Source organism: Caballeronia pedi, assembly GCF_001544915.2.
GTDB lineage: Bacteria > Pseudomonadota > Gammaproteobacteria > Burkholderiales > Burkholderiaceae > Caballeronia > Caballeronia pedi.
The window spans coordinates 531218-554884 of record NZ_FCOE02000001.1 but is presented as its reverse complement, the minus strand read 5'-3'; the positions used below and the strand labels follow the sequence as shown (position 1 = coordinate 554884).

25 protein-coding genes, 1 other RNA gene and 1 riboswitch are annotated in these 23667 nt (G+C 64.8%); of the genes, 15 read left to right on the top strand and 11 right to left on the bottom strand.

What is annotated here, in order from left to right:
• Positions 1 to 14: 14 nt before the first annotated feature.
• On the bottom strand, positions 15 to 1724 hold the full coding sequence (locus AWB80_RS02585) for an autotransporter assembly complex protein TamA (RefSeq protein WP_244206360.1): 1710 nt from the start codon (positions 1722 to 1724) through the stop codon (positions 15 to 17).
• Between the two features lie 370 nt (positions 1725 to 2094).
• On the opposite strand from AWB80_RS02585, the gene AWB80_RS02580 reads away from it, so the two are divergent.
• The 4 genes from AWB80_RS02580 (at position 2095) to panD (ending at position 4488) form a co-directional block, all read left to right on the top strand.
• A complete protein-coding gene (locus AWB80_RS02580; protein WP_208635597.1) occupies positions 2095 to 2283 on the top strand; it encodes a DUF3460 family protein in 189 nt (62 codons plus the stop codon).
• A gap of 86 nt (positions 2284 to 2369) precedes the next feature.
• Positions 2370 to 3197 carry a segregation and condensation protein A gene (locus AWB80_RS02575; protein ID WP_061173110.1) on the top strand — a complete coding sequence of 276 codons (828 nt, stop codon included), beginning with the start codon at positions 2370 to 2372 and terminating at the stop codon, positions 3195 to 3197.
• A 60-nt stretch (positions 3198 to 3257) separates the two neighbouring features.
• Positions 3258 to 4091 (top strand): pantoate--beta-alanine ligase, encoded by an 834-nt coding sequence (panC, locus tag AWB80_RS02570; RefSeq protein ID WP_061173039.1) that lies wholly within the window; start codon positions 3258 to 3260, stop codon positions 4089 to 4091.
• Positions 4092 to 4101: 10 nt separating this feature from the next.
• Entirely contained in the window at positions 4102 to 4488 is a 387-nt protein-coding gene (panD, locus tag AWB80_RS02565; protein ID WP_061173038.1) for an aspartate 1-decarboxylase, read from the top strand.
• A 54-nt stretch (positions 4489 to 4542) separates the two neighbouring features.
• On the opposite strand, the gene AWB80_RS02560 is transcribed toward panD, so the two are convergent.
• A complete protein-coding gene (locus AWB80_RS02560; protein ID WP_061173037.1) occupies positions 4543 to 5169 on the bottom strand; it encodes a ParA family protein in 627 nt (208 codons plus the stop codon).
• Between the two features lie 167 nt (positions 5170 to 5336).
• Here AWB80_RS02560 and AWB80_RS02555 point away from each other — a divergent pair, with 167 nt between their 5' ends.
• A complete protein-coding gene (locus tag AWB80_RS02555; RefSeq protein ID WP_061173036.1) occupies positions 5337 to 5756 on the top strand; it encodes a PaaI family thioesterase in 420 nt (139 codons plus the stop codon).
• On the opposite strand, the gene AWB80_RS02550 is transcribed toward AWB80_RS02555, so the two are convergent.
• The gene (locus AWB80_RS02550; RefSeq protein WP_061173035.1) at positions 5750 to 7225 is read right to left on the bottom strand and encodes a cobyric acid synthase; all 1476 of its coding nucleotides are present in this window, start codon (positions 7223 to 7225) and stop codon (positions 5750 to 5752) included. The two genes, AWB80_RS02555 and AWB80_RS02550, sit on opposite strands and share 7 nt — an antisense overlap.
• Positions 7226 to 7281: 56 nt before the next feature.
• On the opposite strand from AWB80_RS02550, the gene cobU reads away from it, so the two are divergent.
• The 4 genes from cobU to AWB80_RS02530 are packed head-to-tail and all read left to right on the top strand — an operon-like array spanning position 7282 to position 10676.
• The gene (cobU, locus tag AWB80_RS02545) at positions 7282 to 7833 is read left to right on the top strand and encodes a bifunctional adenosylcobinamide kinase/adenosylcobinamide-phosphate guanylyltransferase (RefSeq protein ID WP_061173034.1); all 552 of its coding nucleotides are present in this window, start codon (positions 7282 to 7284) and stop codon (positions 7831 to 7833) included.
• Positions 7834 to 7838: 5 nt separating this feature from the next.
• Entirely contained in the window at positions 7839 to 8780 is a 942-nt protein-coding gene (gene cbiB / locus AWB80_RS02540; protein WP_061173033.1) for an adenosylcobinamide-phosphate synthase CbiB, read from the top strand.
• A 1-nt stretch (position 8781) separates the two neighbouring features.
• Positions 8782 to 9777 carry a threonine-phosphate decarboxylase CobD gene (gene cobD / locus AWB80_RS02535; protein ID WP_061173032.1) on the top strand — a complete coding sequence of 332 codons (996 nt, stop codon included), beginning with the start codon at positions 8782 to 8784 and terminating at the stop codon, positions 9775 to 9777.
• Positions 9768 to 10676 (top strand): cobalamin-binding protein, encoded by a 909-nt coding sequence (locus AWB80_RS02530; protein WP_482764094.1) that lies wholly within the window; start codon positions 9768 to 9770, stop codon positions 10674 to 10676. The genes cobD and AWB80_RS02530 overlap by 10 nt, the downstream gene beginning before the upstream one ends.
• Here AWB80_RS02530 and cobC read toward each other — a convergent pair whose 3' ends face one another.
• From cobC to AWB80_RS02500, 6 genes are read right to left on the bottom strand one after another with little or no spacing between them, the layout of a single operon-like run.
• Positions 10677 to 11246, bottom strand: coding sequence for an alpha-ribazole phosphatase family protein (gene cobC, locus AWB80_RS02525; protein WP_061173030.1), 570 nt, complete (start codon positions 11244 to 11246; stop codon positions 10677 to 10679).
• On the bottom strand, positions 11231 to 11989 hold the full coding sequence (locus tag AWB80_RS02520) for an adenosylcobinamide-GDP ribazoletransferase (protein WP_061173029.1): 759 nt from the start codon (positions 11987 to 11989) through the stop codon (positions 11231 to 11233). Before AWB80_RS02520 ends, cobC begins: the two co-directional genes overlap by 16 nt.
• A 1-nt stretch (position 11990) precedes the next feature.
• A complete protein-coding gene (gene cobT / locus AWB80_RS02515; RefSeq protein ID WP_061173108.1) occupies positions 11991 to 13043 on the bottom strand; it encodes a nicotinate-nucleotide--dimethylbenzimidazole phosphoribosyltransferase in 1053 nt (350 codons plus the stop codon).
• An 11-nt stretch (positions 13044 to 13054) separates the two neighbouring features.
• A complete protein-coding gene (locus AWB80_RS02510) occupies positions 13055 to 13831 on the bottom strand; it encodes an ABC transporter ATP-binding protein (RefSeq protein ID WP_061173028.1) in 777 nt (258 codons plus the stop codon).
• Positions 13828 to 14826, bottom strand: coding sequence for a FecCD family ABC transporter permease (locus AWB80_RS02505; protein WP_061173109.1), 999 nt, complete (start codon positions 14824 to 14826; stop codon positions 13828 to 13830). The genes AWB80_RS02510 and AWB80_RS02505 overlap by 4 nt, the downstream gene beginning before the upstream one ends.
• 38 nt (positions 14827 to 14864) lie before the next feature.
• The gene (locus AWB80_RS02500; RefSeq protein WP_061173027.1) at positions 14865 to 16706 is read right to left on the bottom strand and encodes a TonB-dependent receptor domain-containing protein; all 1842 of its coding nucleotides are present in this window, start codon (positions 16704 to 16706) and stop codon (positions 14865 to 14867) included.
• An 83-nt stretch (positions 16707 to 16789) separates the two neighbouring features.
• Positions 16790 to 17092, bottom strand: a riboswitch (cobalamin riboswitch).
• A gap of 260 nt (positions 17093 to 17352) precedes the next feature.
• Between AWB80_RS02500 and AWB80_RS02495 the strand changes: the two genes are divergently transcribed.
• From AWB80_RS02495 to AWB80_RS02475, 5 genes are all read left to right on the top strand, one after another.
• A complete protein-coding gene (locus AWB80_RS02495; RefSeq protein WP_061173026.1) occupies positions 17353 to 17721 on the top strand; it encodes a hypothetical protein in 369 nt (122 codons plus the stop codon).
• Positions 17718 to 18032 (top strand): cell division protein ZapA, encoded by a 315-nt coding sequence (locus AWB80_RS02490; RefSeq protein WP_061173025.1) that lies wholly within the window; start codon positions 17718 to 17720, stop codon positions 18030 to 18032. The genes AWB80_RS02495 and AWB80_RS02490 overlap by 4 nt, the downstream gene beginning before the upstream one ends.
• 105 nt (positions 18033 to 18137) lie before the next feature.
• A non-coding RNA gene (ssrS, locus tag AWB80_RS02485) (6S RNA) lies at positions 18138 to 18319 on the top strand.
• Positions 18320 to 18399: 80 nt separating this feature from the next.
• Entirely contained in the window at positions 18400 to 18858 is a 459-nt protein-coding gene (locus tag AWB80_RS02480) for an EVE domain-containing protein (RefSeq protein WP_061173024.1), read from the top strand.
• Between the two features lie 76 nt (positions 18859 to 18934).
• Positions 18935 to 19666, top strand: coding sequence for an SIMPL domain-containing protein (locus AWB80_RS02475; RefSeq protein WP_208635592.1), 732 nt, complete (start codon positions 18935 to 18937; stop codon positions 19664 to 19666).
• Positions 19667 to 19697: 31 nt separating this feature from the next.
• Here AWB80_RS02475 and lgt read toward each other — a convergent pair whose 3' ends face one another.
• Together lgt and AWB80_RS02465 are read right to left on the bottom strand one after the other, a co-directional pair.
• On the bottom strand, positions 19698 to 20600 hold the full coding sequence (gene lgt, locus AWB80_RS02470) for a prolipoprotein diacylglyceryl transferase (protein ID WP_061173023.1): 903 nt from the start codon (positions 20598 to 20600) through the stop codon (positions 19698 to 19700).
• 36 nt (positions 20601 to 20636) lie between these two features.
• Complete coding sequence (locus AWB80_RS02465) at positions 20637 to 21605, bottom strand: LysR family transcriptional regulator (RefSeq protein ID WP_061173022.1); 969 nt, start codon at positions 21603 to 21605, stop codon at positions 20637 to 20639.
• Between the two features lie 108 nt (positions 21606 to 21713).
• Here AWB80_RS02465 and ilvD point away from each other — a divergent pair, with 108 nt between their 5' ends.
• Positions 21714 to 23387, top strand: a complete 1674-nt coding sequence (gene ilvD, locus AWB80_RS02460) for a dihydroxy-acid dehydratase (RefSeq protein WP_061173021.1) — start codon at positions 21714 to 21716, stop codon at positions 23385 to 23387.
• The last annotated feature ends 280 nt before the right edge of the window (positions 23388 to 23667 follow it).

The window sequence follows — 23667 nt, the reverse complement described above, 5'->3', positions numbered from 1 at the left end:
CGTTCTCACGCGCATCAGAACGCGATGCCGAGCGTCAGATACGGCTTGATGCTCTTGTTCTTCAATCCATACGCCACGTCGACGTTGACCGGGCCGACCGGGCTGCGCCAGCGCGCCCCGACGCCCACGCCCGGCTGGAACACGCGCTCGCCCCACGTATCGGTGGCAGTGCCGATGTCGAAGAACACCGCGCCACCCCAGTCGTGCGTGAACCAGTGCTGATATTCGCTGCTGCCGGTCACCATGTATTTGGTCGGCAGGATCGAGCCGGCGACATTGTTGCCGATACTCAGATAGCTATAGCCGCGCACCGAGTTCGCGCCGCCCGCGCGAAACAGCAGCGACGCGGGCACGCCGCTCGACGGCCCGCTCGTGAACACGCCGCCGAACTCCGCGCGAAACACGAGCAGATCGTTCTTGCCGAGCGGCACGTATTGCAGCGCGTTGGTGTACAGGCGCGCGAAGGTCTGGTCGGACATCACGCCCTTGACGGCAAAGCCCGCCTCCGCGCGAATGATGTTGCCGCGCCGCGGGAACAGGGGATCGTCGACATCGCGGCGCACCCAGCTCCACGCCGGCACGAGCGCGCGCGCCGTCGACGGATTCGGCTCGTTCTGCGTCAGGCGGTCGTCGTAGAACGTCAGCGAATAGGTCGTGTCGATGTTCTGGCGCGAACGCGAACGCTGCACGCCCACACGCGCGCTGTAGATTTTCGTGCTCGATACATCGGTGATCGTGTAGGAGCCGAACACGGCGTTCACCCAGCCGTGCGAATCGGGCGGCATCGCGAGCTGCACGCGGCCGTACTGCTGGGTCTGATCGAGCCGGCCGGAAATCGTGAACGGATACGCGGCGCCGAACGTGTTGAGATAGCTGTACGCGCCCTGAATGTGGAAACCCGTGTCGGTCGCGTAGCCCACGCCGTAGCGGATGCTGTTATACGGGTACTCGCTCACCTTCACATGCAGCGGCGTTTCGACCGGCTTGTTGACGTCGGCGTCCGCGTCGATGGCGACGCTCGCGTAATATGGCGTGTTCTGGATCTGCCGCTGCAGCTCGTTCAGGCGCGCGACGTCGTATATCTCGCCCGGCTCGATCGGATTCACATGATCGATGATCCAGGCGGGATAGCGCTTCGGCCCGGCGACGTCGAGCTTGCCGAGCGTGAAGGTCGGGCCGCTGTCGAACGTCACCGAGAGATCGGCGAGATGCGCGCGCGGATTGATGCGCGCCTGCGAGCGCACGATCTTTGCGCCGAGATACCGTTTGGCTTGCAGCGCCCGCAACGCCGCGTTTTTCGCGTCGTCCCAGCCGCCTTGCGTGAAAGGATCGCCTTCATTCACTGAAAAGGCGAAACGCGCCGCGTTTTCCCGCGAGCGGTCCTCGGTCGTCACCGCGCCGGTGAAATGAAGCTGCACCGAGGCAATCATCGTGCGCGGGCCGGGATCGACGCTCACCCTGACGTTGCGCTTGTCGTCGACGGTCGTGACGTCCGTGCGCACGACGGGCGTGAAATAGCCTTCGGTCGCGACGAGATCGCGCACGTCCTTCGGCGCGGCGGTGACGAGGAACTGGAACTGGTCGTCGCTCACGTCGTCGCGCTTCGCGAAGCGGGAGATGTCGAGATTCTCCTTGAGCAGCTTCTTGATGCTGCGCGGCGCGTCGATGTCGACGTCGTACTTGGCGAAAGCGGGCACGGCGAAGCCGAACGCGATGAGCGCCATGACCAGGATCGACACGGACGGCAAGCGCCTCGCGCCGGGAGGCTTCACGCGCAGTGCGCGCAGCGGATCAAACGAACGCCCCGCCAAACGACCTCCGGCATCGGGATATTGGAATTGAAAGGTAAGACATGCGGCCGTGCGAAACGGGCGCAGGCGCTATTTCACCACATCGCCATGCGCCGGCACCGCAAAGCGGCCCGGTTCGCGCCCGGCGTGCGCCTTTGGACGGCGTCAAGCCGGCGGGGTTCCGCGAAACCTGCACGTGCGTGCGACTTTCAAAGCATGGAACAACCCGCGCGTCGAGATGCGTTGCCGCCGTACGCTTGCGGTAAAATTGCGAATTCAAACGCCTCGAACCAACGGAAGCCGGATCATGTATCAGTCGGACATCACCCAGTTCATCAATCAGTTGAAAGAGCAGAAGCCGTCGCTGGAAGACGAACAGCGCCGCGGCCGCGCGCTCTTGTGGGACAAGCAGCCGATCGACCTCGACGAGCGCGGCGAGCAACAGCAATCGCGCGTGAAGCAGACGCCTTACGTTTACTACCAGAACTTCTGAACGTGAGCGCAGCCGGCCACGAGCCGCACTCGCCCGCGCATGGGCCGCACGAGCCGGCGCGCGACGGTGCACGGGATGACCGCGCAGTGGCGCTCGCCACGCCCGCGACCGATTCGACGCCCGACATCATCGACGGCGTCGCGATCGCGCACTTGTACGGCGAGCCGCTCTGGAAGCTGCCCACGGATCTGTACATCCCGCCGGACGCGCTCGAAATCTTTCTCGAAGCGTTCGAAGGCCCGCTCGACCTGCTGCTCTACCTGATCCGCAAGCAGAACTTCAACGTGCTCGACATCCCGATGGCGGATGTCACCGCGCAGTACCTCGGCTATGTCGACCAGATTCGCGAATCGAATCTGGAGCTCGCGTCTGAATACCTGCTGATGGCCGCGATGCTGATCGAGATCAAGTCGCGCATGCTGCTGCCGGTCAGAAAAGCGGACACCGGCGAGGAAGCCGAAGACCCGCGCGCCGAACTCGTGCGCCGCCTGCTCGAATACGAGCAGATGAAACTCGCCGCGCAGCGGATCGACCAGTTGCCGCAGCTCGGCCGCGACTTCCTGCGCGCGGATATCTATATCGAGCAGGCCGCCGAGCAGCGCTTCCCCGACGTCGACATGAACGACCTGCGCGCCGCGTGGGCCGACGTCATCAAGCGCGCGAAGCTCGTCCAGCATCACAAGATCTCGCGCGAGGAGCTTTCGGTGCGCGAGCACATGAGCGTGATCCTGCGGCGCCTGCAAAGCGCGCGCTTCATGGAGTTCACGGAGCTTTTCGATACCTCGCGCGGCGTGCCGGTGGTCGTCGTGAATTTCATCGCGATGCTGGAGCTGTCGCGCGAAGCGCTGATCGAAATCACGCAGCCCGAGCCGTACGCGCCGATCTACGTGCGGCTCGCGTATTCCCCCGCCTAGGTTTTCTTACCCTTCCCGCGTGGCGGCAACGAGAGCCGCCCGACAGGAGACACCCGCTCGATGAAAGTCATCAGCTCCATCCATGAACTGCGCGACCAGTTGCGCGGCCAGAACCGAACCGCCTTCGTCCCGACGATGGGCAATCTCCACGAAGGCCATCTCTCGCTGATGCGCCTCGCGCGCCAGCATGGCGATCCGGTCGTCGCGAGCATCTTCGTGAACCGCCTGCAGTTCGGGCCGAACGAAGACTTCGACAAATACCCCCGCACGCTGCAGGACGACATCGATAAGCTGCAGAAAGAGAACGTCTACGTGCTCTTCGCGCCGACCGAGCGGGACATGTATCCGGAGCCGCAGGAGTATCGCGTGCACCCGCCGCACAATCTCGGCGACATTCTCGAAGGCGAGTTCCGCCCCGGTTTCTTCACCGGCGTATGCACCGTCGTGATGAAGCTGATGTCGTGCGTGCAGCCGCGCGTCGCGGTGTTCGGCAAGAAGGACTACCAGCAGTTGATGATCGTGCGGGCCATGTGCAACCAGTTCGCGCTGCCCACGGAAATCGTCGCGGCGGAAACGGTGCGGGATGAGGACGGGCTCGCGCTGTCCTCGCGCAACCGGTTTCTCTCGGCGGACGAACGCGCCGAAGCGCCGAAGCTCGCCGAACAGCTACAGCGCGTGCGTGAAGCGTTGCTGTCCGGCAATCGCGATATCGCCGCGCTCGAACGCGACGCGATGAACGCGCTCGCCGAACGCGGCTGGAAGCCCGATTACATCAGCGTACGCAAGCGCTCGAACTTGCTGCCGCCGGGCGAAGCGGACGTGGACGCGCCGCTCGTCGTGGTCGCAGCGGCGAAGCTCGGCGCGACCCGACTCATCGACAATCTGGAAATCTGAAGGAAGCATCATGCAGCGCACTATGCTCAAATCGAAAATCCACCGCGCGACGGTCACGCACTGCGAATTGCACTACGAAGGCTCGTGCGCGATCGACGAAGACCTGCTCGAAGCCGCGAACCTGATGGAAAACGAGCAGATCGACATCTGGAACGTGAACAACGGCGAGCGCCTCACCACCTACGCGATCAAGGGCGAGCGCGGCAGCGGCATGATCTCGCTGAACGGCTCGGCGGCGCGCCGCGCGCAACTGGGCGATCTCGTGATCATCGCGGCGTTCGCGCAGGTGGACGAAGAAGAGATCAAGGCGGGCTGGAAGCCGAATCTCGTATTCGTCGACGACGACAACCGCATCAAGGGCAGCCGCGATCACGTCCCGACGCAGAACTGGACCTGATTTCAACGCTGTTGCATGAAGAAGCCGGCGACTCCTCGAAGGATGCCGGCTTTTTCATTTCTTCACCACCCATTCGATGATGGGCGCCCACTGCTCCAGATCCTTCTCGACGCGGCTTTTCGCCACGTCCCAGATGGTGAGTCCATGCGCGGCGAGCTGCACGTAGTTCTGCGTGTCGCGCAGGAAGCCGAGCACCGGCAGGTCGAGCCCTTCGACGAAGCGATGCAACTGGTCCGCCGAGCGTGTGCGCGCATCTACGCGCATGCCGACCACGCCGACTTCGATCGCGCCCTTGCGCACCGCCTTTTCCTTCGCCAGCTTGGCGAGAAAGTCCTGCGTCGCGAGGATGTCGAACATCGACGGCTGGAGCGGCACGATCACCTTGTCGGCCAGTTCCAGCGCGAGCGCGAGCCGGTTGCCGTGCACGCCGGCAGGCGTATCGACCACGGCTTTCTCCAGACCTTTCGGCGGTTTGGCGGGGGCATCGACGTCGATCGCCCATTCCTCGATCTTCGGCAGCGTGTCGTCGCGCAGTGACAGCCACGCGTGCGACGAGCGCTGCTTGTCGAGATCGGCGAGCGCGACCCATTCGCCGCCTGCCGCGAAATGCCCTGCCAGATTGGTTGCGAGCGTGCTTTTGCCGACGCCGCCCTTCGGATTTGCCACCACGATCACGGTCATGAAGTGTCCTGGATTTTGTTGAGCGCGCGCACGCCCCACCGCGCGCGATTTCGTCTTGATGAGAACAGGTGCATGATTCGAGCGTTGATATTATCGGCAAAAGTGATGCATCCGGCATGTTGACCGAACGGCCATGCCAAATTCAACTCTTCGACACGACGATACCCATGACCGCACTCCGCCCCGACGTCACTCTCGATTTCCTGCGCAACCGCCAGAAAGGCCGCCTGCCCGACCTGCTCGGCGTACAACTGATTTCGCTCGATCAGGGCCAGTTGAGCGGCGAACTCGTGATCCGTCCGGAGTTGCTCGCGCCGAACGGCTTTCTGCATGCGGCGACCGTCATCGGACTGGCGGATACGTGTTGCGGCTACGCGTGCATCGCGCATCTGCCAGACAAGGCGCAGAACTTCACGACGCTCGAACTGAAGAGCAACCACGTCTCGACCGCGCGCGACGGGAAAATCGTCGCGAAGGCGACAGCCGTGCATCTCGGGCGCAGCACGCAGGTGTGGGACGCGACGGTGACGAATGGCGACGGCAAGCTCATCGCCATGTTCCGCTGCACGCAGATGATTCTTTATTGAGCGAACGCGGCCTGTAACGCGTCCAGATCGAGCGATTGCGCGAACGAATCGGCCAGCCGGTCGAGCGACGCTTCGCGCAGCGACGGGTAATCGAGCGGCTCGGCGCCCTGCACGCCCGCCCACGCGAGCAACGCGGCGCACGCTTCGGGTGTATCGAATATGCCGTGCAGATAGGTCGCGGCGATCTGGCTATCGTCGGATACCGCACCGTCGACGCGCCCCGAATCCAGCGCGACGAGTGGACGCGCGAGCGCCGCGCCGTGCGTGCGGCCCATGTGGATTTCGTAGCCGCGCACGCTCGCGTGCGTGCCGTCGATGGTCAATCGGCCAACGACATTCTCCAGCTGCTTCTGCTGCGTGAGCACGGTGAAGAGTTCCAGCAACCCGAGTCCCTCAACACAACCCGGCGCGCCTTCGACGCCATCCGGGTCGTCGATCGTGCGCCCGAGCATCTGCATGCCGCCACAGATGCCGATCAGCTTGCCGCCGTAACGCAGATGCCGTTCGATCGCGCGATCCCAGCCGTTCGCGCGCAGCCACGCGAGATCGCGCTGCACGCTTTTCGAGCCGGGCAGCACGATCAGATCGGCGGGCGGCGGCGCGACGCCGGCGCGCACATAGCTGAAATCGACCTGAGGATGCGCGCGCAGCGCATCGAAATCCGTGTGATTGCTGATGCGCGGCAAGGCAGGCACAATCACCTTCAAAACGCTCGCCGCGCCGCGAACGTGCGGCTGGCTCGGGAGCATGTCTTCGGCGTCGAGCGTCAGGCCGTGCAGATACGGCAGCACGCCGAACACCGGCTTGCCGGTCTGCGCCGTAAGCCAGTCGAGCCCCGGTTCGAGCAAGCCGATATCCCCGCGAAACCGGTTGATGACGAAGCCGCGCACGCGCGCGCGTTCGCTCTCCGACAGGCACGCCAGCGTGCCGACGAGGTGCGCGAACACGCCCCCGCGATCGATATCGGCGATGAGCACGACCGGGCAATCGACGCGCTCCGCGAATCCCATGTTGGCGATATCGCCGTCGCGCAGATTGATTTCGGCGGGACTGCCCGCGCCTTCGACGATCACCGCGTCGAACTCGCTCTGCAAGCGCGCGTAGGACGCGAGCACGGCGTCGAACGCGATACGCTTGTAGTCGTGATACGCGCGCGCATCGAGATTGGCGTGCGCGTGACCGTGGATGATGACCTGCGCGCCGCGATCGCTCGTCGGTTTGAGCAGCACCGGATTGAAGTCGATGCGCGCATCGACGCCGGCCGCGACAGCCTGCAGCGCCTGCGCGCGGCCGATCTCGCCGCCATCGACGGTCACCGCGCTGTTGAGCGCCATGTTCTGCGGCTTGAACGGCGCGACCCGCACACCGCCGCGCCGCGCGAGACGGCACAATCCGGCGACGAGCGTGCTCTTGCCGGCATCGGACGTCGTGCCCTGGATCATCAGCGAGCCGCGTGGCGTGAATGGCATCGGAAGAGTCTCATGAAGAACGACGCGCTATCTTAGCCCGTCAGTACAATATCGCGATGACTCCCGATCTCACGTTCATCCTCGGCGGCGCGCGTTCCGGCAAGAGCGCGCACGCCGAACGCCTTGCCGCCGAAAGCGGATTGCCCGTCACGTATATCGCGACCGCACGCATCGGCGATGATGCGGAATTCGCCGAGCGCGTGCGGCATCATCGCGAACGCAGGCCCGCGCACTGGGCGCTGCTCGAAGCGCCGCTCGATCTCGCGGGCGCGTTGCGCGAAGCGGACCGCGCGGGGCATTGCGTGCTGATCGACTGCCTGACGCTGTGGCTCGCGAATGTGCTGTTCGCATCGGCGAGCGCGAACGATGAGATCGCCGTCTTGCCCGTCAGCGCACGCGATGCCTTCGCGCAATTCGATACCGCGCTCGCAAATACGCGCGGCAAGGTGATCGTCGTGAGCAATGAAATCGGGCTGGGCGTGGTGCCGCTCGGCTCGGTCACGCGTCTTTACGTCGATGAACTCGGCCGCCTGAACCAGCGCGTCGCCGCCGCGAGCACGCGCGTGACGATGATGGTCGCGGGTCTACCGCTCACGCTCAAGGGATAGGCGCGATGCTCCTGCTCTCCGCCTACGCGATGGCGCTGCTCGCGGTGCTCGGCGTGATCGTCGATCGCATTTTCGGCGAGCCGCGCGCGCGGCATCCGCTCGTCGGCTTCGGCCAGTTCGCGACGAAGCTCGAAGCGCGCATGAACACCGGCTTTCGCGCGCGGCCGGCGGGCATTCTCGCGTGGTTCGTCGCGGTCGCACCGCCGGTGGTCATCGCGTGGTGGCTCGTCAGCGTGCTGCCGTTCGGCTATGCGTGTCTCGTGCATGTGCTGCTGCTCTGGTTCGCGCTCGGCGCGAAGAGCCTGCGCCAGCATATCGCGCCGATCGCGCGAGCGTTGAGCCTCGGCGATATCGACAGTGCGCGCACGCTGACCTCGCGCATCGTGTCGCGCGATACATCGAAAGCCGATGAGAACGCCCTGTCGCGCGCGGCCGTGGAATCCGCGCTGGAAAACGGCAACGACGCGATCTTCGGCGCGCTCTTCTGGTTCGCGGTCGCGGGCGGTCCGGGCGCGCTGATGTTCCGTCTCGCCAATACGCTCGACGCGATGTGGGGCTATCGCACGCCGCGCTATCTGCGCTTCGGCTGGGCGGCCGCGCGCTTCGACGATGTGCTCAACTTCATCCCCGCGCGGCTCACGGCGGCGACCTACGCGCTCGCGGGCGATACGCAGATGGCGTGGCACTGCTGGCGCACGCAGGCGCGCTCGTGGGACAGCCCGAACGCGGGTCCGGTGATGGCCGCGGGCGCGGGCAGCCTGAACGTGCTGATCGGCGGCGCGGCGGTGTACCACGGCGTGACCGAAACGCGGCCGACGCTCGGCGCGGGACACACGGCGAACCCGAAGCATGTGGTCGCGGCGTTGCGGCTCGTCGAGCGCGCGACGCTGATGTGGCTCGCGGTATTTTTAGTGCTCGCGGCTCTGGGCGCGACGACGAGTGGCTGACATGGCGCAAACCATCCGACACGGCGGCAATCTGCGCGAAGCCGCGCGCCGCTACGCGATTGCCTTCGATGACTGGCTCGATCTGTCGACCGGCATCAATCCGCGCGGCTATCCGGTGCCGCCCGTGCCGCCCGATGCATGGCGGCGTCTGCCCGAAGACGGCGATGGTTTGGACGAGTGCGCCGCGCGCTATTACGGCGCGCCGTTCGCGTTGCCCGTGGCGGGCTCGCAGGCGGCGATCCGCGCGTTGCCCACGCTTCTGCGTCGCGGCACGGCGGGCGTCGCGCCGTTGACCTACGGCGAATATGCGCCGGCCTTCATGCGCGCGGGGCACGCCATCGCGACGCTCGATATCGACGCGCACGATTTGCCCGCGACGCTCGATCACGTGATCGTCGCCAATCCGAACAATCCGACCGCGCAACGCATGTCACGCGACACGCTTTTGCATTGGCACGCGCAACTCGCATCGCGCGGCGGGACGCTGATCGTCGATGAAGCGTTCGCCGATGTCGATCCCGCGTCGTCCCTGGCAGGCGACACCGCGCGCGATGGCCTCGTCGTGCTGCGTTCGGTCGGCAAGTTTTTCGGGCTCGCGGGCATCCGCGCGGGCTTCGTGCTCGCCGCGCCTTCCATCGCCGATGCCTTGCGCGATGCGCTCGGCGCGTGGACCGTGAGCGGTCCGGCGCGGCATGCCGTCGTCGCCGCTTTCGCGGATATCGGATGGCAGCGCGAAACGCGCGCGCAACTGCAACGCGATGGCGCGCGTCTCGCCGCCTTGATCGCGAGCCACGGTTTCGACGTGCGTGGGACGCCGCTTTTCGCCTGGACACCGACGCCCGGAGCGCCCGAACTTCAACACGCACTGGCGCTGCGCGGCATCTGGACGCGCCTCTTCGATCCGCCCGGCATGACGCCGAGTCTGCGCGTCGGCTTGCCGGGCACGGAGGGTGATTGGGCGCGCCTCACGCTCGCGCTGCGGGAGATTTGCGCGTGATGCTGCGTCGTGTGTTCGCATTGCTGATCGGCTGCTGGATGACACAAATGACGCAAGCGCATGCGATCACCGTCATTGATGACAGCGGCGCATCCGTCACGCTCGCCAAACCCGCCGAACGCGTGGTCAGTCTCGCGCCGCACGTCACCGAATTGCTGTTCGCGGCGGGCGGCGGCGCGCGCATCGTCGGCGCGGTGACGTACAGCGACTATCCGAAGGAAGCGCGGGCGATTGCGCGCGTCGGCGACAACAAGGCGCTCGATCTCGAACGCATCGTCGCGCTGCATCCGGACCTGATCGTCGTGTGGCGGCATGGCAATGCGGCGCGCCAGATGGACCGGCTGACGGCGCTCGGCATCCCGATCTACTTCAGCGAGCCGAAGCATCTGGACGATATCGCGACGAGCATCGACAAACTGGGCGCGCTGCTAGGCACGCAGGCACGCGCGCGCGACGCGTCCGATGCGTTCACCCGCGACATCGCGCAGTTGCGCGCGCGTTATGCGCAGCGGCCGCCGGTGAGCGTGTTCTATCAGGTCTGGGACGATCCGCTGATGACGCTCAATCGCGACAACGTCTTCGACGAAGTGATCGGGCTGTGCGGCGGCGTGAACGTGTTCGCGGCGGAAAAGCCGCGCGTGCCGACGATATCGACCGAAGCCGTGCTCGCGGCGAATCCCGAAGCGATCGTCACCTCGACGCCCGGCGCGACGGAACCGGATCGCCCGTTGCCAGCGCTCGACCGATGGAAGCGTTGGCAGTCGTTGACGGCGGTGGCGCGGGGCAATCTCTTTGGCATCGACGGGGATCTCATCAATCGGCCTACGCCGAGGCTTGCGCTGGGTGCGGCGGAGCTTTGCCGCGATCTGGAAGCGGCGCGGGGGCGGCGGGTGAAATGACTAAGCATTCCACCGCACGAGCACCCACTCCCCGCGCACGCGCCTGAACCACGCGACCGCGCCGAAATCCAGCGGCCACTGCAACGCGTCCTCACGCGCGATCCCGAGCAGATGCGCCGCAATCACCCGCACGACGCCCGCATGCGCGATCACATGCACGGCCTTCTGATCGACACACGTCGATTCGAACCACGCGATCACGCGTTGCGCGAACTGCGCGAGACTCTCCCCGCCATGCGGACGCGCATGTTCGATATCGCCGGCCCACGCATCGATGAGCGCGCGATCGATCGCATCCCACGCAAGGCCTTCCCACGCGCCGAAGTGCATTTCTGAAAGCCGCGCGTCGATATGCGGATCAACGGCCAGCGCATGCGCGAGCGATGCACAGCGCCGAAGCGGGCTCGCATGCCATCCATCGACACACGCTGGCACGTTCAGCGCCGTCATGCGCGCCGTCAATGCACTGGCCAGTTCACGCGCATCGCGTTGCAAGGGCACATCGGTTTGCCCATAGCAAACGCCCGCCTCGATGGCGACTTCCGGATGCCGGATCAGAACGAGATCCATGCGAGCCCGATGAGATAGATCGCGATTTCGAACACCTGCTGTGCGAAACCGAGGCAATCGCCGGTATAGCCGCCGATGCGCCGCACGAAGTAGCGTCCGATGAAAAAGCGCAACACGACGAGCGCACCGATCGTGAAGCACGCGAACTTCCAGTCGATCACGAAAAGCCAAGGCAAGCCGAACACGAGCGCCAGCGCGAACGACGCAAGACTCATGCGCTGCGCGACGGGTTTCGCCTTGCCTTCCGCGCGCACGTAATCGAGCGTGACGAGATAGCTGATCGCGAACACGCGGCTCGCGGCGTGCGCGGCGATCATCGTCCACGCGACGCGTTGCGGCGGCATAAGCGCAAGCGTCTGCCACTTCAACGCAAGCGCGATCATCAATGCAATCGCGCCGAACGCGCCGATGCGCGAGTCGTGCATGATGCGCAATGCATCTTCGCGCGTGTACGCGCCGCCGAATGCATCGACGCAATCGGCGAGTCCGTCTTCGTGGAACGCGCCTGTCAGCACGAGCGTCGCGGCCATCGAAAGCAGCACCGCGACACTCGCGGGAAACACACGCAACGCCGCGAGATAGACGAGCGCCGCGACGCCGCCGACCATCGCGCCGACGAGCGGAAAGTAACGCGCCGCCGCATTCAGATACGCGCGCTCGAAGCCGACCCAACGCGGCACCGGCACGCGCGTGAAATAGCCGAGCGCGGTGAAGAAATAGCGCAGTTCGTCGAGCGCGCGCATCTCAATCGGCTTTGTTCGATACACCCGCCGACTCGAAGCTCGCCATCTCGTCGACGAACGCGACAGCCGCACGCAGGATCGGCAGCGCGAGCGCCGCGCCCGTGCCTTCGCCGAGCCGAAGATCGAGTTGCAACAGCGGCGCGGCATCGAAATGCGCCAGCATGCGGCGATGCCCCGTCTCGTTCGACGCATGCGCGAACACGCAATAGTCGAGCACGTCAGGCGCGATCTTCGCGGCCACCAGCAATGCCGATGTCGCGATGAAACCATCGACGAGAATCGTCATGCCCGCGCACGCGGCGGCGAGATACGCGCCCGTGATCATCGCGATTTCGAAGCCGCCGAAGGTCGCGAGCGTATCGATCGCGTCGCCCTCATGGCGATGCAGCGCGAGCGCGCGGCCGAGCACATCGCGTTTATGCGCGAGGCCGCGATCGTCGAGACCCGTGCCGCGCCCGACGCATTCGTCGATCGGCAAACCGCACAGGCGGCTCATCAGGCACGCCGCCGCCGATGTATTCGCGATGCCCATCTCGCCGAAGCCGATCACGTTGGTGCCGAGCGACGCGTGATGCCGCACGCGCGCAGCGCCACGCGCAATGCCTTCGAGCGCGGTCTCGCGCGACATCGCCGGTTCTTGCGCGAAGTTGCGCGTGCCGAGTCCGAGCGACAGACGTTCATAGCTGTGATCGATGGGAATCGGCGTCGCGACGCCCGCATCGACGACTTCGAGCGTCATGCCGACCGAGCGCGACAGCGCGTTGATCGCCGCGCCTCCGCTCAAGAAATTCGCGACCATCTGCGCGGTCACTTCCTGCGGATACGAACTCACGCCCTCCTTCGCGATGCCGTGATCGCCGGCAAAGACGATCATCGCCGGACGCTCGATGCGCGGCTCGACCGTGCGTTGAATCAGACCCATCTGCAGCGCGAGGGATTCGAGCCGGCCGAGGCTGCCCGGTGGCTTCGTCTTCATGTCGATGATGCGGCGCAGTTCCGCTTCGATGGCGCGGTCGAGTGCGCGGGGCAGCGGGAGGTCGTTGAGGGTGGACATCGAAATTCCTTTCATGAACGATGAATGGATGGCACGAGCGCTTCGTGCTCGCCGTCGCGGATCAACGCGAGCGGATAGCCGAAAGCCGCGCTCGCGCGTTCGGGCGTCAGAACGTCGGTGACGCGGCCCGCGAAGGCGCCGCCGTGACCGTCGAGCAACAATGCGTGCGTCGCGAAACGGCGCGCGAGATTCAGATCGTGGCACGAGAACACGATGGTGCGCGCGTGCTCGCGCGCCGCGTCGCGCAGTGCGTGAAGGCAATCGATCTGATGATGCAGATCGAGATGCGAGAGCGGTTCGTCGAGCAACAGCAGCGGCGCGTTTTGGCACAGCACCGCCGCCAGTGCGACGCGCTGGCGTTCGCCGCCGGACAGCGTCAGCACATCGCGCGCGGCGAACGACGCAAGGCCGAGCATGTCGAGCGCGGCGCGCGCGGCGCTGCGATCGTCGTCGTTTTCCCAGCCCCAGCCGGTCAGATACGGAAAACGGTTGAGCAGCAGGGTATCGAGCACGGTCGCGCTGAAGGCGTCGTGGGTGGCTTGCGGCATCAAGGCGCGTGCGCGTGCGAGGTCCGCCGCGCGCCATGACGCGAGCGCGCGGCCTTCGAGCGACACGCGGCCCGATGCGGGTTTCATGAGACCGGCGAGCACGTTGATGAGCGTCGTCTTGCCCGCGCCGTTCGGCCCGGCGATGCACCACACCTCGCCCGCCGACATCGTCTGCGTCAGCCCGTCGATCAGCGTGCGAGCGCCCACGCGAAGCACGATGGCATCGAGACGCAGCGTCATCGCGGTCTCCGCAGGAGCATCCACAGGAACATCGGCACGCCGATCAACGCGGTGACGACGCCCACCGGCAATTGCGCGGGCGCGATCACGGTGCGCGCGGCGAGATCGGCGGCCATTACGGCGAGGCCGCCCGCGAGCGCGGCGGCGGGCACGAGCATGCGCTGATCGTTGCCGAACGCGAGGCGCAGCAGATGCGGCACGACGAGCCCGACGAAGCCGATGGTCCCGGCTGTCGTCACCGCCGCCGCCGCGGCGATCGACGCCACGAGATACACACGCAGACGCAGGCGTTCGACCGGCACGCCGAGCGCGCGCGCCGCGGTGTCGCCGCGCAGCAGCACGTTCAGTTGCGGTGCGACCGGCACGATCACGACGAGCGCGACGGCGAGCGCGATCAATGCGGGCCACGGCGCCGACGCGCCGTTGAGATCGCCCGTCAGCCAGAAGATCATGCCGCGCAGCCGGTTCTCGGGCGCGATGCTCAGCATCAGCGTGATCAACGCGCCCCATCCGGATGCGATCACGACGCCCGTCAGCAAGAGTCGCGGCGACGCGTCCTGTCCGCTTTGCCAGAGATCGCGGCGCGCGAGTCCGAGCACGATGACGATCGATGCGAACGCGCCCGCGCACGCGGCGATATCGACGCCCCACCACGGCAACGCGACGAGCATCGCGGTAAGCGCGAAGGTTGCCGCACCGCCGGACACGCCGAGCACGTACGGTTCTGCGAGCGGATTACGCAACAGCACCTGCAACAGCGCGCCGGCGAGCGCGAGCAGCGCGCCGGATGCGAAGCCGGCGAGCGCGCGCGGCAGGCGCAGCGTGAGCACGATTTCATCGGCGATATCGGGTGTCGCGGCATGCGCGTGAAAGAGCGCGCCGATCGCACGCGATACCGGCAACGCGACGCTGCCCAACGCGAGCGACGCGACGAGCACGACGAGCGTCGCGATGCCGAGCGCGCACCAGATCGCGGCCGCGCGACTCGCGTTCATCGCGCGCGAACGCTCAACGACGCGGCTCACGACGCCGATCACGACGGATGCCAGCCGAGCGTGACATAGGCGCCGCGTCGTGGCGTGTTGTACGAGTACGCGAGTTCATAGTCCTTGTCGAACAGGTTGTCGATGCGCGCCGTGACGTACCACGACTTCGAGATGTCGTAGCGCGCCGACAGATTCACGATGCCATATCCCGCGAGCGTCGAGTCGTAATCGCTGCGCTCTCCGCTCACGATCCACTCGCCGCCGACGCGCCAGCGCCCGATCGTGCGATGCGCGGTGAACGTCGCGAAATGCCGCGCGCGCCGCGTCAGGTCCTGGTTATTCGTTTCGTCGACGGGATTCTGGAACGTCACGCCCGCGCGCACATCCGTTGCGCCGACATGGCCCGCCCACGATCCCTCGATGCCCTGCACTTTCGCGCGCCCGACGTTCTGCGCGACATAGTAGAAGCCGCCATCGGACACATAGTCGATCAGATTCGAGTAGCGCGTCTGGAACAGCGTGACGCGCGCGACGCCGAGCGCATTCGATGCGTACTGCAACGCCGCCTCCACCGAATGGCTGCGCTCCGGCTGAATGGACGGATTGCCGCTGAACGGATAGTAGAGGTCGTCGAAGCTCGGCGCGCGAAACGACGCCGCATAGCTCGCGCTCGCCTTCCAGTGCGTATCGAAGTTGTACGCGTAGCCCAGATAGTAGCTGTTCGCGCCGCCGAAATCGGAATACTGGTCGTGACGCAGATTCGCCTGCAAATCGCTCGCGCCGATATGCCCCACGTAGCCCGCGAACACCGAGTTCACGTGACGATCGGGCGCGCTGAACTGATCGGAATCGAGCGTCTGATCGAGATGCTCGTAACCGAACAGCAGCTTGTGCGCCTCGGTGATCCTGACATCGTTCTGCCAGGTGTATTGACGGTTCTCCGAGTTGAAGCGGCTCGTATAGACGCCGTTCTGCTCGATATTCGCGCGGTCCTGTCCCTGCCCGATGATGAAGTGCGTGGTCCAGTCGTCGGTGATCCTGCCGTTCGCGAACACGGACGTGGAGCGCACGCGGTCGTGCGTTTCGTTGATGTCGGTAGGCTGACCGTAGGCATCGTCGAAACTGTTGATGCCGTTCGATTGCAGGAAGCGCACGCCCGCATCCCATTTGTCGCTGAACTGATGACGCAGCGTCGCCGCGACGCTCTCGTTCAGATAGCCGTTCGCGTTCGGATTCGCGCCCGGCGCGATGGCCGGATCGAGCGACGAAAAGCCGTCGGTCTTCTCGCGCGACACGTTCAGGCTGAAGGTCGTGCGGCCGTCCTTGTCGAGCGCGCCGTTCACGCCCGCCGACTGGCGCTGCGTGTGATAGCTGCCGTACTCGGCCTCGAAGCTGAAACGCGGCGGATGCGGCTCGCCTTCCTTCGTGAAAATCTGCACGACGCCGCCGATCGCATTCGAACCGTACAGCGCCGACACATTGCCGTTGACGACCTCGACGCGCCCGATCTGGTCGAGCATCAGTTGCGACAACTGCGCCGCGCCGAGCGACGCCGATTCGACCCGCACGCCGTCGATCAGAACCAGCGATTGCGACGACGCCGCGCCGCGGATGTAGAGACCCGAGTTCGCGCCCGGTCCGCCGTTGCGCGTGACCTGCACGCCGGGCGCGAGCGCGACGAGGCCGAGCGCGTCGGTGGCGTTGGTGTCGGCGATGTCCTGTTCGTCGAACACCGATGTCTGCGGGATCGATTCGGCGAGCGGCTGCGGCGCGCGCGTCGCGGTGACGACAACCGGCGCAAGCGTTTGCGATGGGTCGTCGGCGGCATGCGCGACGCTGGCGAGCGGCAAGGTGATGAGAGCGGCGAGCGCGCCCCGAGGCGATGACATGGTGTAAAGCGTTCCCGTGGAGCGTGAGCGCGACCCCGCTCCCCGCGAGGACGATGCGCGACGAACGCATCGCGCGATATACGCCGATGCGTCGAGCCTTGGCCGGTATCCGGGCTGGCGACGGATCGTCTCGCCTTCCCGCGCATTCGTGCGCAGTGGCGTCGACACGTTTCTTGCAGTCGAGTCCATGTGATGAAAATCCACACGCTCGCGCTGCAAAAACGCGCATGAGACGACTTGCAACTTGCGTTGCGGTCGCTTACCGTTGCGGGGGCAGCACAGGTTGGCTCGTCCCGGTTGAACTTCGGGGACTTCGCTCCCTGTTTCCCGTTTGACTGCATCCGCGAGATCCGCGGATGCGAGCACCAAAAGTGCGGCAAGTGTAGGAGCGCGGGTTGGGGCCGTCAAGAAAACGGCGCGGACAGATTGGCGCGGCGCATGACGAATCGAACGAGAATCAGCCGGGCCTGTCCTTCACGAGCGAAGCATCGGCGCTCGCGTTTTTCTGCACACGAATGCATGGCGACATGCGCTTGATTCGATGGATTAAGCGCGAGATCGCATGCTGTTACGTCTCGAAACGAGACAATTATCGGAAGCTCCGTTGAACCGCGCTAAAATGCGAGGTCTTTAGAGGACGCAGCACATGCTCAACGAACTCGAATCACTGTCAGGAAATATCGGCCGGCTGATCCAGATCAGCGAGCGCCACAAGCAGGCGCGTGAAGCGCTGCAGGAACAACTCGAACAGCTGCGCGCCGATCACGCGAACGTGCAGGCCGAACTCGAGCAGGTGCGTGAAGAACGCGACACGCTGCAATCCGAACGCGACTCGCTCTCCGCGAAAATCGACGACGCGCAAGTGCGCCTCAACGCGATTCTCGAAAAGCTGCCGCGTGCGAAGTCCGCGCAACATGCCGAAGCGGACAATCAACTCAATCTCCTCGAAGCCGATTCCCAGGAAGCACATGAAGCGGAATTGCACGGCGAACATCATCAGGGAGAGAAGGCATGACGAACACGCAGATCGAAGTCTCCATTCTCGGGCAGCCGTATCGCCTCGCGTGCTCGCCGGAAACGGAAGGCGCGCTGCGTGAAGCGGTCGCGCGCGTCGACGCCGAGATGAACAAGGTGCGCAATGCAAGCAACGTGCGCGGCACGGATCGCATCGCGGTCATGGCGGCGCTTTCGCTGGCGTCGGAATTGCTTAAGCTGCAGGACAGCGTGCGCCACGGCGAAGCTTTCCCCGCCGAAGAAATCCGCCGCACGATGCATTCGATGAACGAGCAACTGGGCGCCGTCATCGCGCAATACGAAGCGCAGTAACGCGTCCACGCGTTGAGTCAATCAGCGCGCAATGTCAATCGAAAAAAGAAACCGCCGAATCGATGACAAGAGGCTGCAGAAGGCAAACGATTGGTGTAGAGTGACGTTTCCCTGCCTGGTTCGCCAAGGTCATATATTCCTTGAACCAATGCTACATTGGCACGGTTGCGGAACCTTGCAACATGGGCGCGCGCGTCGCTAGTCCGATGTACCCGAAGTGTTGCTTACCGCGACCAATCTTGAACCCAGGTTCAGGATGCCGGCCTAGCGGCTGTGGCGGGGACCTCTTCAAAAGAACGGCATCGGTTTTTCCGGTGCCGTTTTCATTTGCATCGGCACATCGTCGATTCACGCATAGCGAACAACCATGCGCTACTGGCTGATGAAGTCCGAACCGGACGAAGCGAGCATCGATCATCTCGCGCACGCGCCGAAAAAAACCTTGCCGTGGACCGGCGTGCGCAACTATCAGGCACGAAACTTCATGCGCGATCAGATGCAGATCGGTGACGGCGTGCTCTTCTATCATTCCAGCTGTCCGGAGCCGGGCATCGCGGGCATCGCGAAAGTGTGCTCGACGGCCTATCCCGATCCCACCCAATTCGATCCGAAGAGCGATTACTACGATCCGAAATCCACGCAGGAAACGCCGCGCTGGATGCTCGTCGACGTGAAGTTCGTGAAGAAGACGCCGCTCGTTCCTCTCGCCGCGCTGCGCGAGCACGAGGAACTCGCCGACATGCAGGTGCTCGCGCGCGGCAATCGCCTGTCGATCACGCCGGTGACCGAAGCGCAATGGCGATTTATTACCGAGCAACTCGTCTAACAAGGAACTTACGACACGCGGGCCGCGCCTAAAGTCCGTCGCGAATCACGCGATATCCCGCGTTCGGAGTCCTTCGATGATCAACAAGAAAACCGCTGCCGCGCTCGCGCTTCTCGCGATGTCGGGCGCAGCGCTCAGCTTCTCTCAAATGGCCGCCGCACAAACGGTGATTACGCAGCCGCAGCCTTCGGGCGTGCTGTCCCTATCGGCGCAGGCCAACGCGCAAGTGCCGCAGGATGTCGTCGACATCACGCTCTTCTACGAGCAGGAAGCGGCCGATCCCTCCTCGCTCACCAACACGCTCAATCAGCGCGCAGAAGCCGCGTTGCGCGAAGCCAAGGGCGTCGAGAACGTGACCGCCAAGAGCGGCTCGTTCACCGTCTACCCGACCACCGACCGCGACGGCAAGATCTCCGCATGGCGCGGCCGCACGGAAGTCGTGCTCGAATCGCACGATTTCGCGGCGGCGTCGAAGCTCGCGGGCAAGATGAGTTCGTCGATGCAGGTGGGCAGCGTCGCGTTCTCGCTGTCGCCGGAAGCGCAGCGCGCGGCGGAGCAGAAGCTCGTGTCGCAAGCCATCGATTCGTTCCGCAAGCAGGCGCAAACCGCCGCGCAAGCGTTCGGCTATAGCAATTTCACGATTCGGGAAGTGAATGTCGGACGCAGCGGGAGTCAGCCGCGCCCGGTCATGATGATGCAGGCGCGCGCGATGAGCAACGACGCGAAGATGGCCGCGCCGATCGCCATGGAAGCCGGCACGTCGACGGTGACCGTCGACGTCTCCGGCTCGGTGCAGATGGGACGTTGAACGATGCGGGGCACGCCGCCCCGCCACGCGCTCAGGCTTGCGCGGATTCGGGCGGCAGGCGCAGATTGCGCTTGTACGCCCATACCATCATCAGCACGCCCGCGATGATCATCGGCAGCGAGAGCCACTGGCCCATCGAGAGGTTGAACGCCAGCAGGCCGAGATAATCGTCCGGCTCACGCGCGAATTCCACGGTGAAGCGCGCCAGTCCATAACCGATCAGAAACAGCGCGGAAATTGCGCCCACGGGCCGCTGCTTGCGCGAGAACGTCCAGATCACGATGAACAGCACGAGCCCTTCCAGCGCGATCTCGTACAGTTGCGACGGATGGCGCGGCAGCATGTGATAGCGCTGAAAAATCTCGGTGAGATGGTACTGCGCATCGAGTTGCGGATTTTTCGCGAGCCAGATCGCGTCGTCGTTGGTCGAATTCTGGAACAGCATCGCCCACGGCGCGTTCGGGTCCGTCACGCGGCCCCACAGCTCGCCGTTGATGAAGTTGCCCAGACGCCCCGCCGCGAGGCCGAGCGGCACCATCGGCGCGACGAAATCGGTCACTTGCAGCCAGGTGCGTTTGCGGTGGAACGCGAACAGCACCATCGCCAGCGTCACGCCGAGAAAGCCGCCGTGAAACGACATGCCGCCTTCCCACACCTTGAAGATGTCGAGCGGATGCGCCGCGTAATAGCTCGCCTTGTAGAAGACCACATAACCGAGACGCCCGCCGAGAATCGTGCCGAGGACGCCGTAGAACAGCATGTCGTCGATGTCCTTCGCGGTCCAGCCTTGTGCCGCGACATACGGCAGCCGCAGACGCAGCCGCCCGATGACGATGGCCGATACGAACGCCACCAGATACATGAGGCCGTACCAGCGCACGGCGAGCGGTCCGAGATGGATCGCGATGGGATCGAAATTGGGATGTATGAGCATTCTGAAGTGAGAGCTTGAGCGAACTACAAGGGCGAATCATACAGAACCCGCGCTTTCGGCCCGCGAACGGACGATCTCGATGAACCCGGCGAGCACCGGGCTCACTTCCGCCGCGCGCCACACGAGCCCGGTTTCGACGACCATTTTTGACACGCCCGACTCGCCCGCCACGCGCAGCGGACGGTATACCACGCCCGTGCGCCGCAGATGACGCAGCGATTGCGGCACGAGCGCGACGCCCATGCCGGCGGACACGAGGCTCACGATGGTCTGCATCTGGATCGCCTCCTGGCCGATGCGCGGCGTCAGTCCCGCCGCGCCGTAGCAGCCCATGATGATGTCATACAAACCGGGCGCGAGCCGTCTCGGGAAGACGACGAGCGGCGCCGCGACGAGATCGTGCAGATCGACGGGCGTATCGGCCCATTCCTGCGCGCCCTGCCCCAGTTCCAGCGCCGCATCGGCGGACATCGCGATGACGAGCGGTTCGCGCGCCACGGCCACATACGACAACGCGCTCGCGTAGCGCGGCGGCAGCGGCGGAATCACGAGGCCCGCGTCGATGCGCCCGGCGACGAGTTCTTCGATCTGCACGTCGCTGGTCGCTTCGGTCAGTTGCAGTCGCACGCCGGGATAGCGCGCGCCGAAATCGCGCAGCAGCGCCGGCAGAAGACCGTAATCGGCCGTCGACACGAACGCGAGCGACAGCACGCCCGCCTCGCCGCGCGCGAGCGATTGCGCAAGCGGGCGCAGCGCATCGGCGGACGCGAGCAGGCGGCGCACTTCCGGCAACAGGTCCTTGCCGACGGGCGTGAGTTCCACGGTCCGTTTCGTGCGAACGAAGAGCGCGACGCCGAGCGCGTCTTCCAGCGCGCGGATCGCCTGCGAGAGCGGCGGCTGCGTCATCGCGAGACGCGCGGCGGCGCGGCCGAAGTGCATCTCCTCGGCGACCGTCACGAAATAGCGCAGCAGACGCAGCTCGATGGGCGGATTTCTCTGCTCCATTGATATGTTTTGCGACCTAGTAAGCCTTGAATAATATATTGGACAGACACATCGCGGGGGCTGCATTCTTGCTGCACTAGACCAAAAACATCCCCTCAGGAGCACACCATGGCCTTCAATCGTCGCTCGAAGCACATCACCCAGGGCGTCGCGCGCTCGCCCAACCGTTCGATGTATTACGCCCTCGGCTACAAGGAGGAAGACTTCGACAAGCCGATGATCGGCGTCGCGAACGGGCATTCCACCATCACGCCGTGCAACGCGGGCCTGCAGCGTCTCGCGGATGCCGCCATCGAAGCGATCAAGAAGTCCGACGCCAATCCGCAGATCTTCGGCACGCCGACGATTTCCGACGGCATGTCGATGGGCACCGAAGGCATGAAGTACTCGCTCGTGTCGCGCGAAGTGATCGCGGACTGCATCGAGACCGCCGTGCAGGGCCAGTGGATGGACGGCGTGGTCGTGATCGGCGGCTGCGACAAGAACATGCCCGGCGGCATGATCGGCATGGCGCGCATGAACGTGCCGTCGATCTACGTGTACGGCGGCACCATCCGCCCCGGCAACTGGAAGGGCAAGGACTTGACGATCGTGTCGTCGTTCGAGGCGGTCGGCGAATTCACGGCCGGCCGCATGTCGGAAGAGGATTTCAAGGGCGTCGAGAAGAACGCGTGCCCGTCGACCGGTTCGTGCGGCGGCATGTACACGGCGAACACGATGAGTTCTTCGTTCGAGGCGCTCGGCATGTCGCTGATGTATTCATCGACGATGGCCAATCCGGATCAGGAAAAGGTCGATTCCGCGGCGGAATCGGCGCGCGTGCTCGTCGAGGCGGTGAAGAAGGATCTGAAGCCGCGCGACATCATCACGAAGAAGTCGATCGAGAACGCGGTCGCGCTCATCATGGCGACGGGCGGCTCGACCAACGCCGTGCTGCACTTTCTGGCGATCGCGCACGCGGCGGAAGTGGAATGGAGCATCGACGACTTCGAGCGCATGCGCAAGAAAGTGCCGGTGATCTGCGATCTGAAGCCGTCGGGTCAATATGTCGCGACGGATCTGCACAAGGCCGGCGGCATCCCGCAAGTACTGAAGATCCTGCTCGATGCGGGCCTCCTGCACGGCGACTGCATGACGATCACCGGCCGCACCATCGCGGAAGAACTGAAGGATGTGCCGAGCAAGCCGCGCGCGGATCAGAAGGTCATCTTTCCGATCGAGCAGGCGCTCTACAAGCAAGGCCATCTTGCGATCCTGCGCGGCAATCTCGCGGAAGACGGCGCGGTCGCGAAGATCACGGGCCTGAAGAATCCGGTCATCACCGGCCCCGCGCGCGTGTTCGACGACGAGCAAAGCGCGATGGATGCGATTCTCGCCGACAAGATCAAGGCCGGCGATATCCTCGTGCTGCGCTATCTCGGCCCGCAAGGCGGTCCCGGCATGCCGGAGATGCTCGCGCCGACATCGGCGATCATCGGCAAGGGGCTGGGTGAATCGGTCGGCTTCATCACCGACGGGCGCTTCTCGGGCGGCACGTGGGGCATGGTGGTCGGCCACGTCGCGCCGGAAGCGTACGCGGGCGGCACCATCGGGCTGGTGCAGGAAGGCGATTCGATCACCATCGACGCGCACAAGCTGCTGCTGCAACTGAATGTAGACGATGCCGAGCTCGCGCGCCGCCGCGCCGCGTGGAAGCAGCCCGCGCCGAAGTACACGCGCGGCGTGCTGGCGAAGTTCGCGGCGCTCGTGCAGCCGGCGAACAAGGGGGCGGTGACGGGGTGATCGGTACACAAAGCCGAATGATTCAATAGTGCGCGTTCTTCATGACGTGCTTCGATCGACGAATAGGGCTGCCCAGTAACGTTGGGGCGGCCCTTATTATTTCTTGCACAAATTGATCAAAGCAGAGGACTTTACCGCTCCTGTCTTATTGCCGAAAGTCGTGCAACTCGACTCAAATAATTGACGCTGCACAGTCATTTGTCGTTTTGCGATATTTAACGACGTCTCTTTACACACCATCGTCAGCACTCGCCCGTCTCTCGCAGCGGGCTTGTTAAAA

Excerpts from the sequence above, each read along its gene's own strand:
- AWB80_RS02475 (WP_208635592.1), top strand. The coding sequence starts at position 18,935 with ATGATCAACAAGAAAACCGCTGCCGCGCTCGCGCTTCTCGCGATGTCG.
- AWB80_RS02585 (WP_244206360.1), bottom strand. The coding sequence starts at position 1,724 with ATGGCGCTCATCGCGTTCGGCTTCGCCGTGCCCGCTTTCGCCAAGTAC.
- panC (WP_061173039.1), top strand. The coding sequence starts at position 3,258 with ATGAAAGTCATCAGCTCCATCCATGAACTGCGCGACCAGTTGCGCGGC.
- AWB80_RS02520 (WP_061173029.1), bottom strand. The coding sequence starts at position 11,989 with ATGCGCGCGCTCGACGAACTGCGCTATTTCTTCACCGCGCTCGGCTAT.
- AWB80_RS02465 (WP_061173022.1), bottom strand. The coding sequence starts at position 21,605 with ATGGAGCAGAGAAATCCGCCCATCGAGCTGCGTCTGCTGCGCTATTTC.
- AWB80_RS02500 (WP_061173027.1), bottom strand. The coding sequence starts at position 16,706 with ATGTCATCGCCTCGGGGCGCGCTCGCCGCTCTCATCACCTTGCCGCTC.
- AWB80_RS02560 (WP_061173037.1), bottom strand. The coding sequence starts at position 5,169 with ATGACCGTGATCGTGGTGGCAAATCCGAAGGGCGGCGTCGGCAAAAGC.
- cobU (WP_061173034.1), top strand. The coding sequence starts at position 7,282 with ATGACTCCCGATCTCACGTTCATCCTCGGCGGCGCGCGTTCCGGCAAG.
- AWB80_RS02510 (WP_061173028.1), bottom strand. The coding sequence starts at position 13,831 with ATGACGCTGCGTCTCGATGCCATCGTGCTTCGCGTGGGCGCTCGCACG.
- panD (WP_061173038.1), top strand. The coding sequence starts at position 4,102 with ATGCAGCGCACTATGCTCAAATCGAAAATCCACCGCGCGACGGTCACG.
- cobD (WP_061173032.1), top strand. The coding sequence starts at position 8,782 with ATGGCGCAAACCATCCGACACGGCGGCAATCTGCGCGAAGCCGCGCGC.
- AWB80_RS02490 (WP_061173025.1), top strand. The coding sequence starts at position 17,718 with ATGACGAACACGCAGATCGAAGTCTCCATTCTCGGGCAGCCGTATCGC.
- AWB80_RS02555 (WP_061173036.1), top strand. The coding sequence starts at position 5,337 with ATGACCGCACTCCGCCCCGACGTCACTCTCGATTTCCTGCGCAACCGC.
- AWB80_RS02495 (WP_061173026.1), top strand. The coding sequence starts at position 17,353 with ATGCTCAACGAACTCGAATCACTGTCAGGAAATATCGGCCGGCTGATC.
- lgt (WP_061173023.1), bottom strand. The coding sequence starts at position 20,600 with ATGCTCATACATCCCAATTTCGATCCCATCGCGATCCATCTCGGACCG.
- cbiB (WP_061173033.1), top strand. The coding sequence starts at position 7,839 with ATGCTCCTGCTCTCCGCCTACGCGATGGCGCTGCTCGCGGTGCTCGGC.
- ilvD (WP_061173021.1), top strand. The coding sequence starts at position 21,714 with ATGGCCTTCAATCGTCGCTCGAAGCACATCACCCAGGGCGTCGCGCGC.
- cobC (WP_061173030.1), bottom strand. The coding sequence starts at position 11,246 with ATGGATCTCGTTCTGATCCGGCATCCGGAAGTCGCCATCGAGGCGGGC.
- AWB80_RS02480 (WP_061173024.1), top strand. The coding sequence starts at position 18,400 with ATGCGCTACTGGCTGATGAAGTCCGAACCGGACGAAGCGAGCATCGAT.
- AWB80_RS02505 (WP_061173109.1), bottom strand. The coding sequence starts at position 14,826 with ATGAACGCGAGTCGCGCGGCCGCGATCTGGTGCGCGCTCGGCATCGCG.
- cobT (WP_061173108.1), bottom strand. The coding sequence starts at position 13,043 with ATGTCCACCCTCAACGACCTCCCGCTGCCCCGCGCACTCGACCGCGCC.
- AWB80_RS02550 (WP_061173035.1), bottom strand. The coding sequence starts at position 7,225 with ATGCCATTCACGCCACGCGGCTCGCTGATGATCCAGGGCACGACGTCC.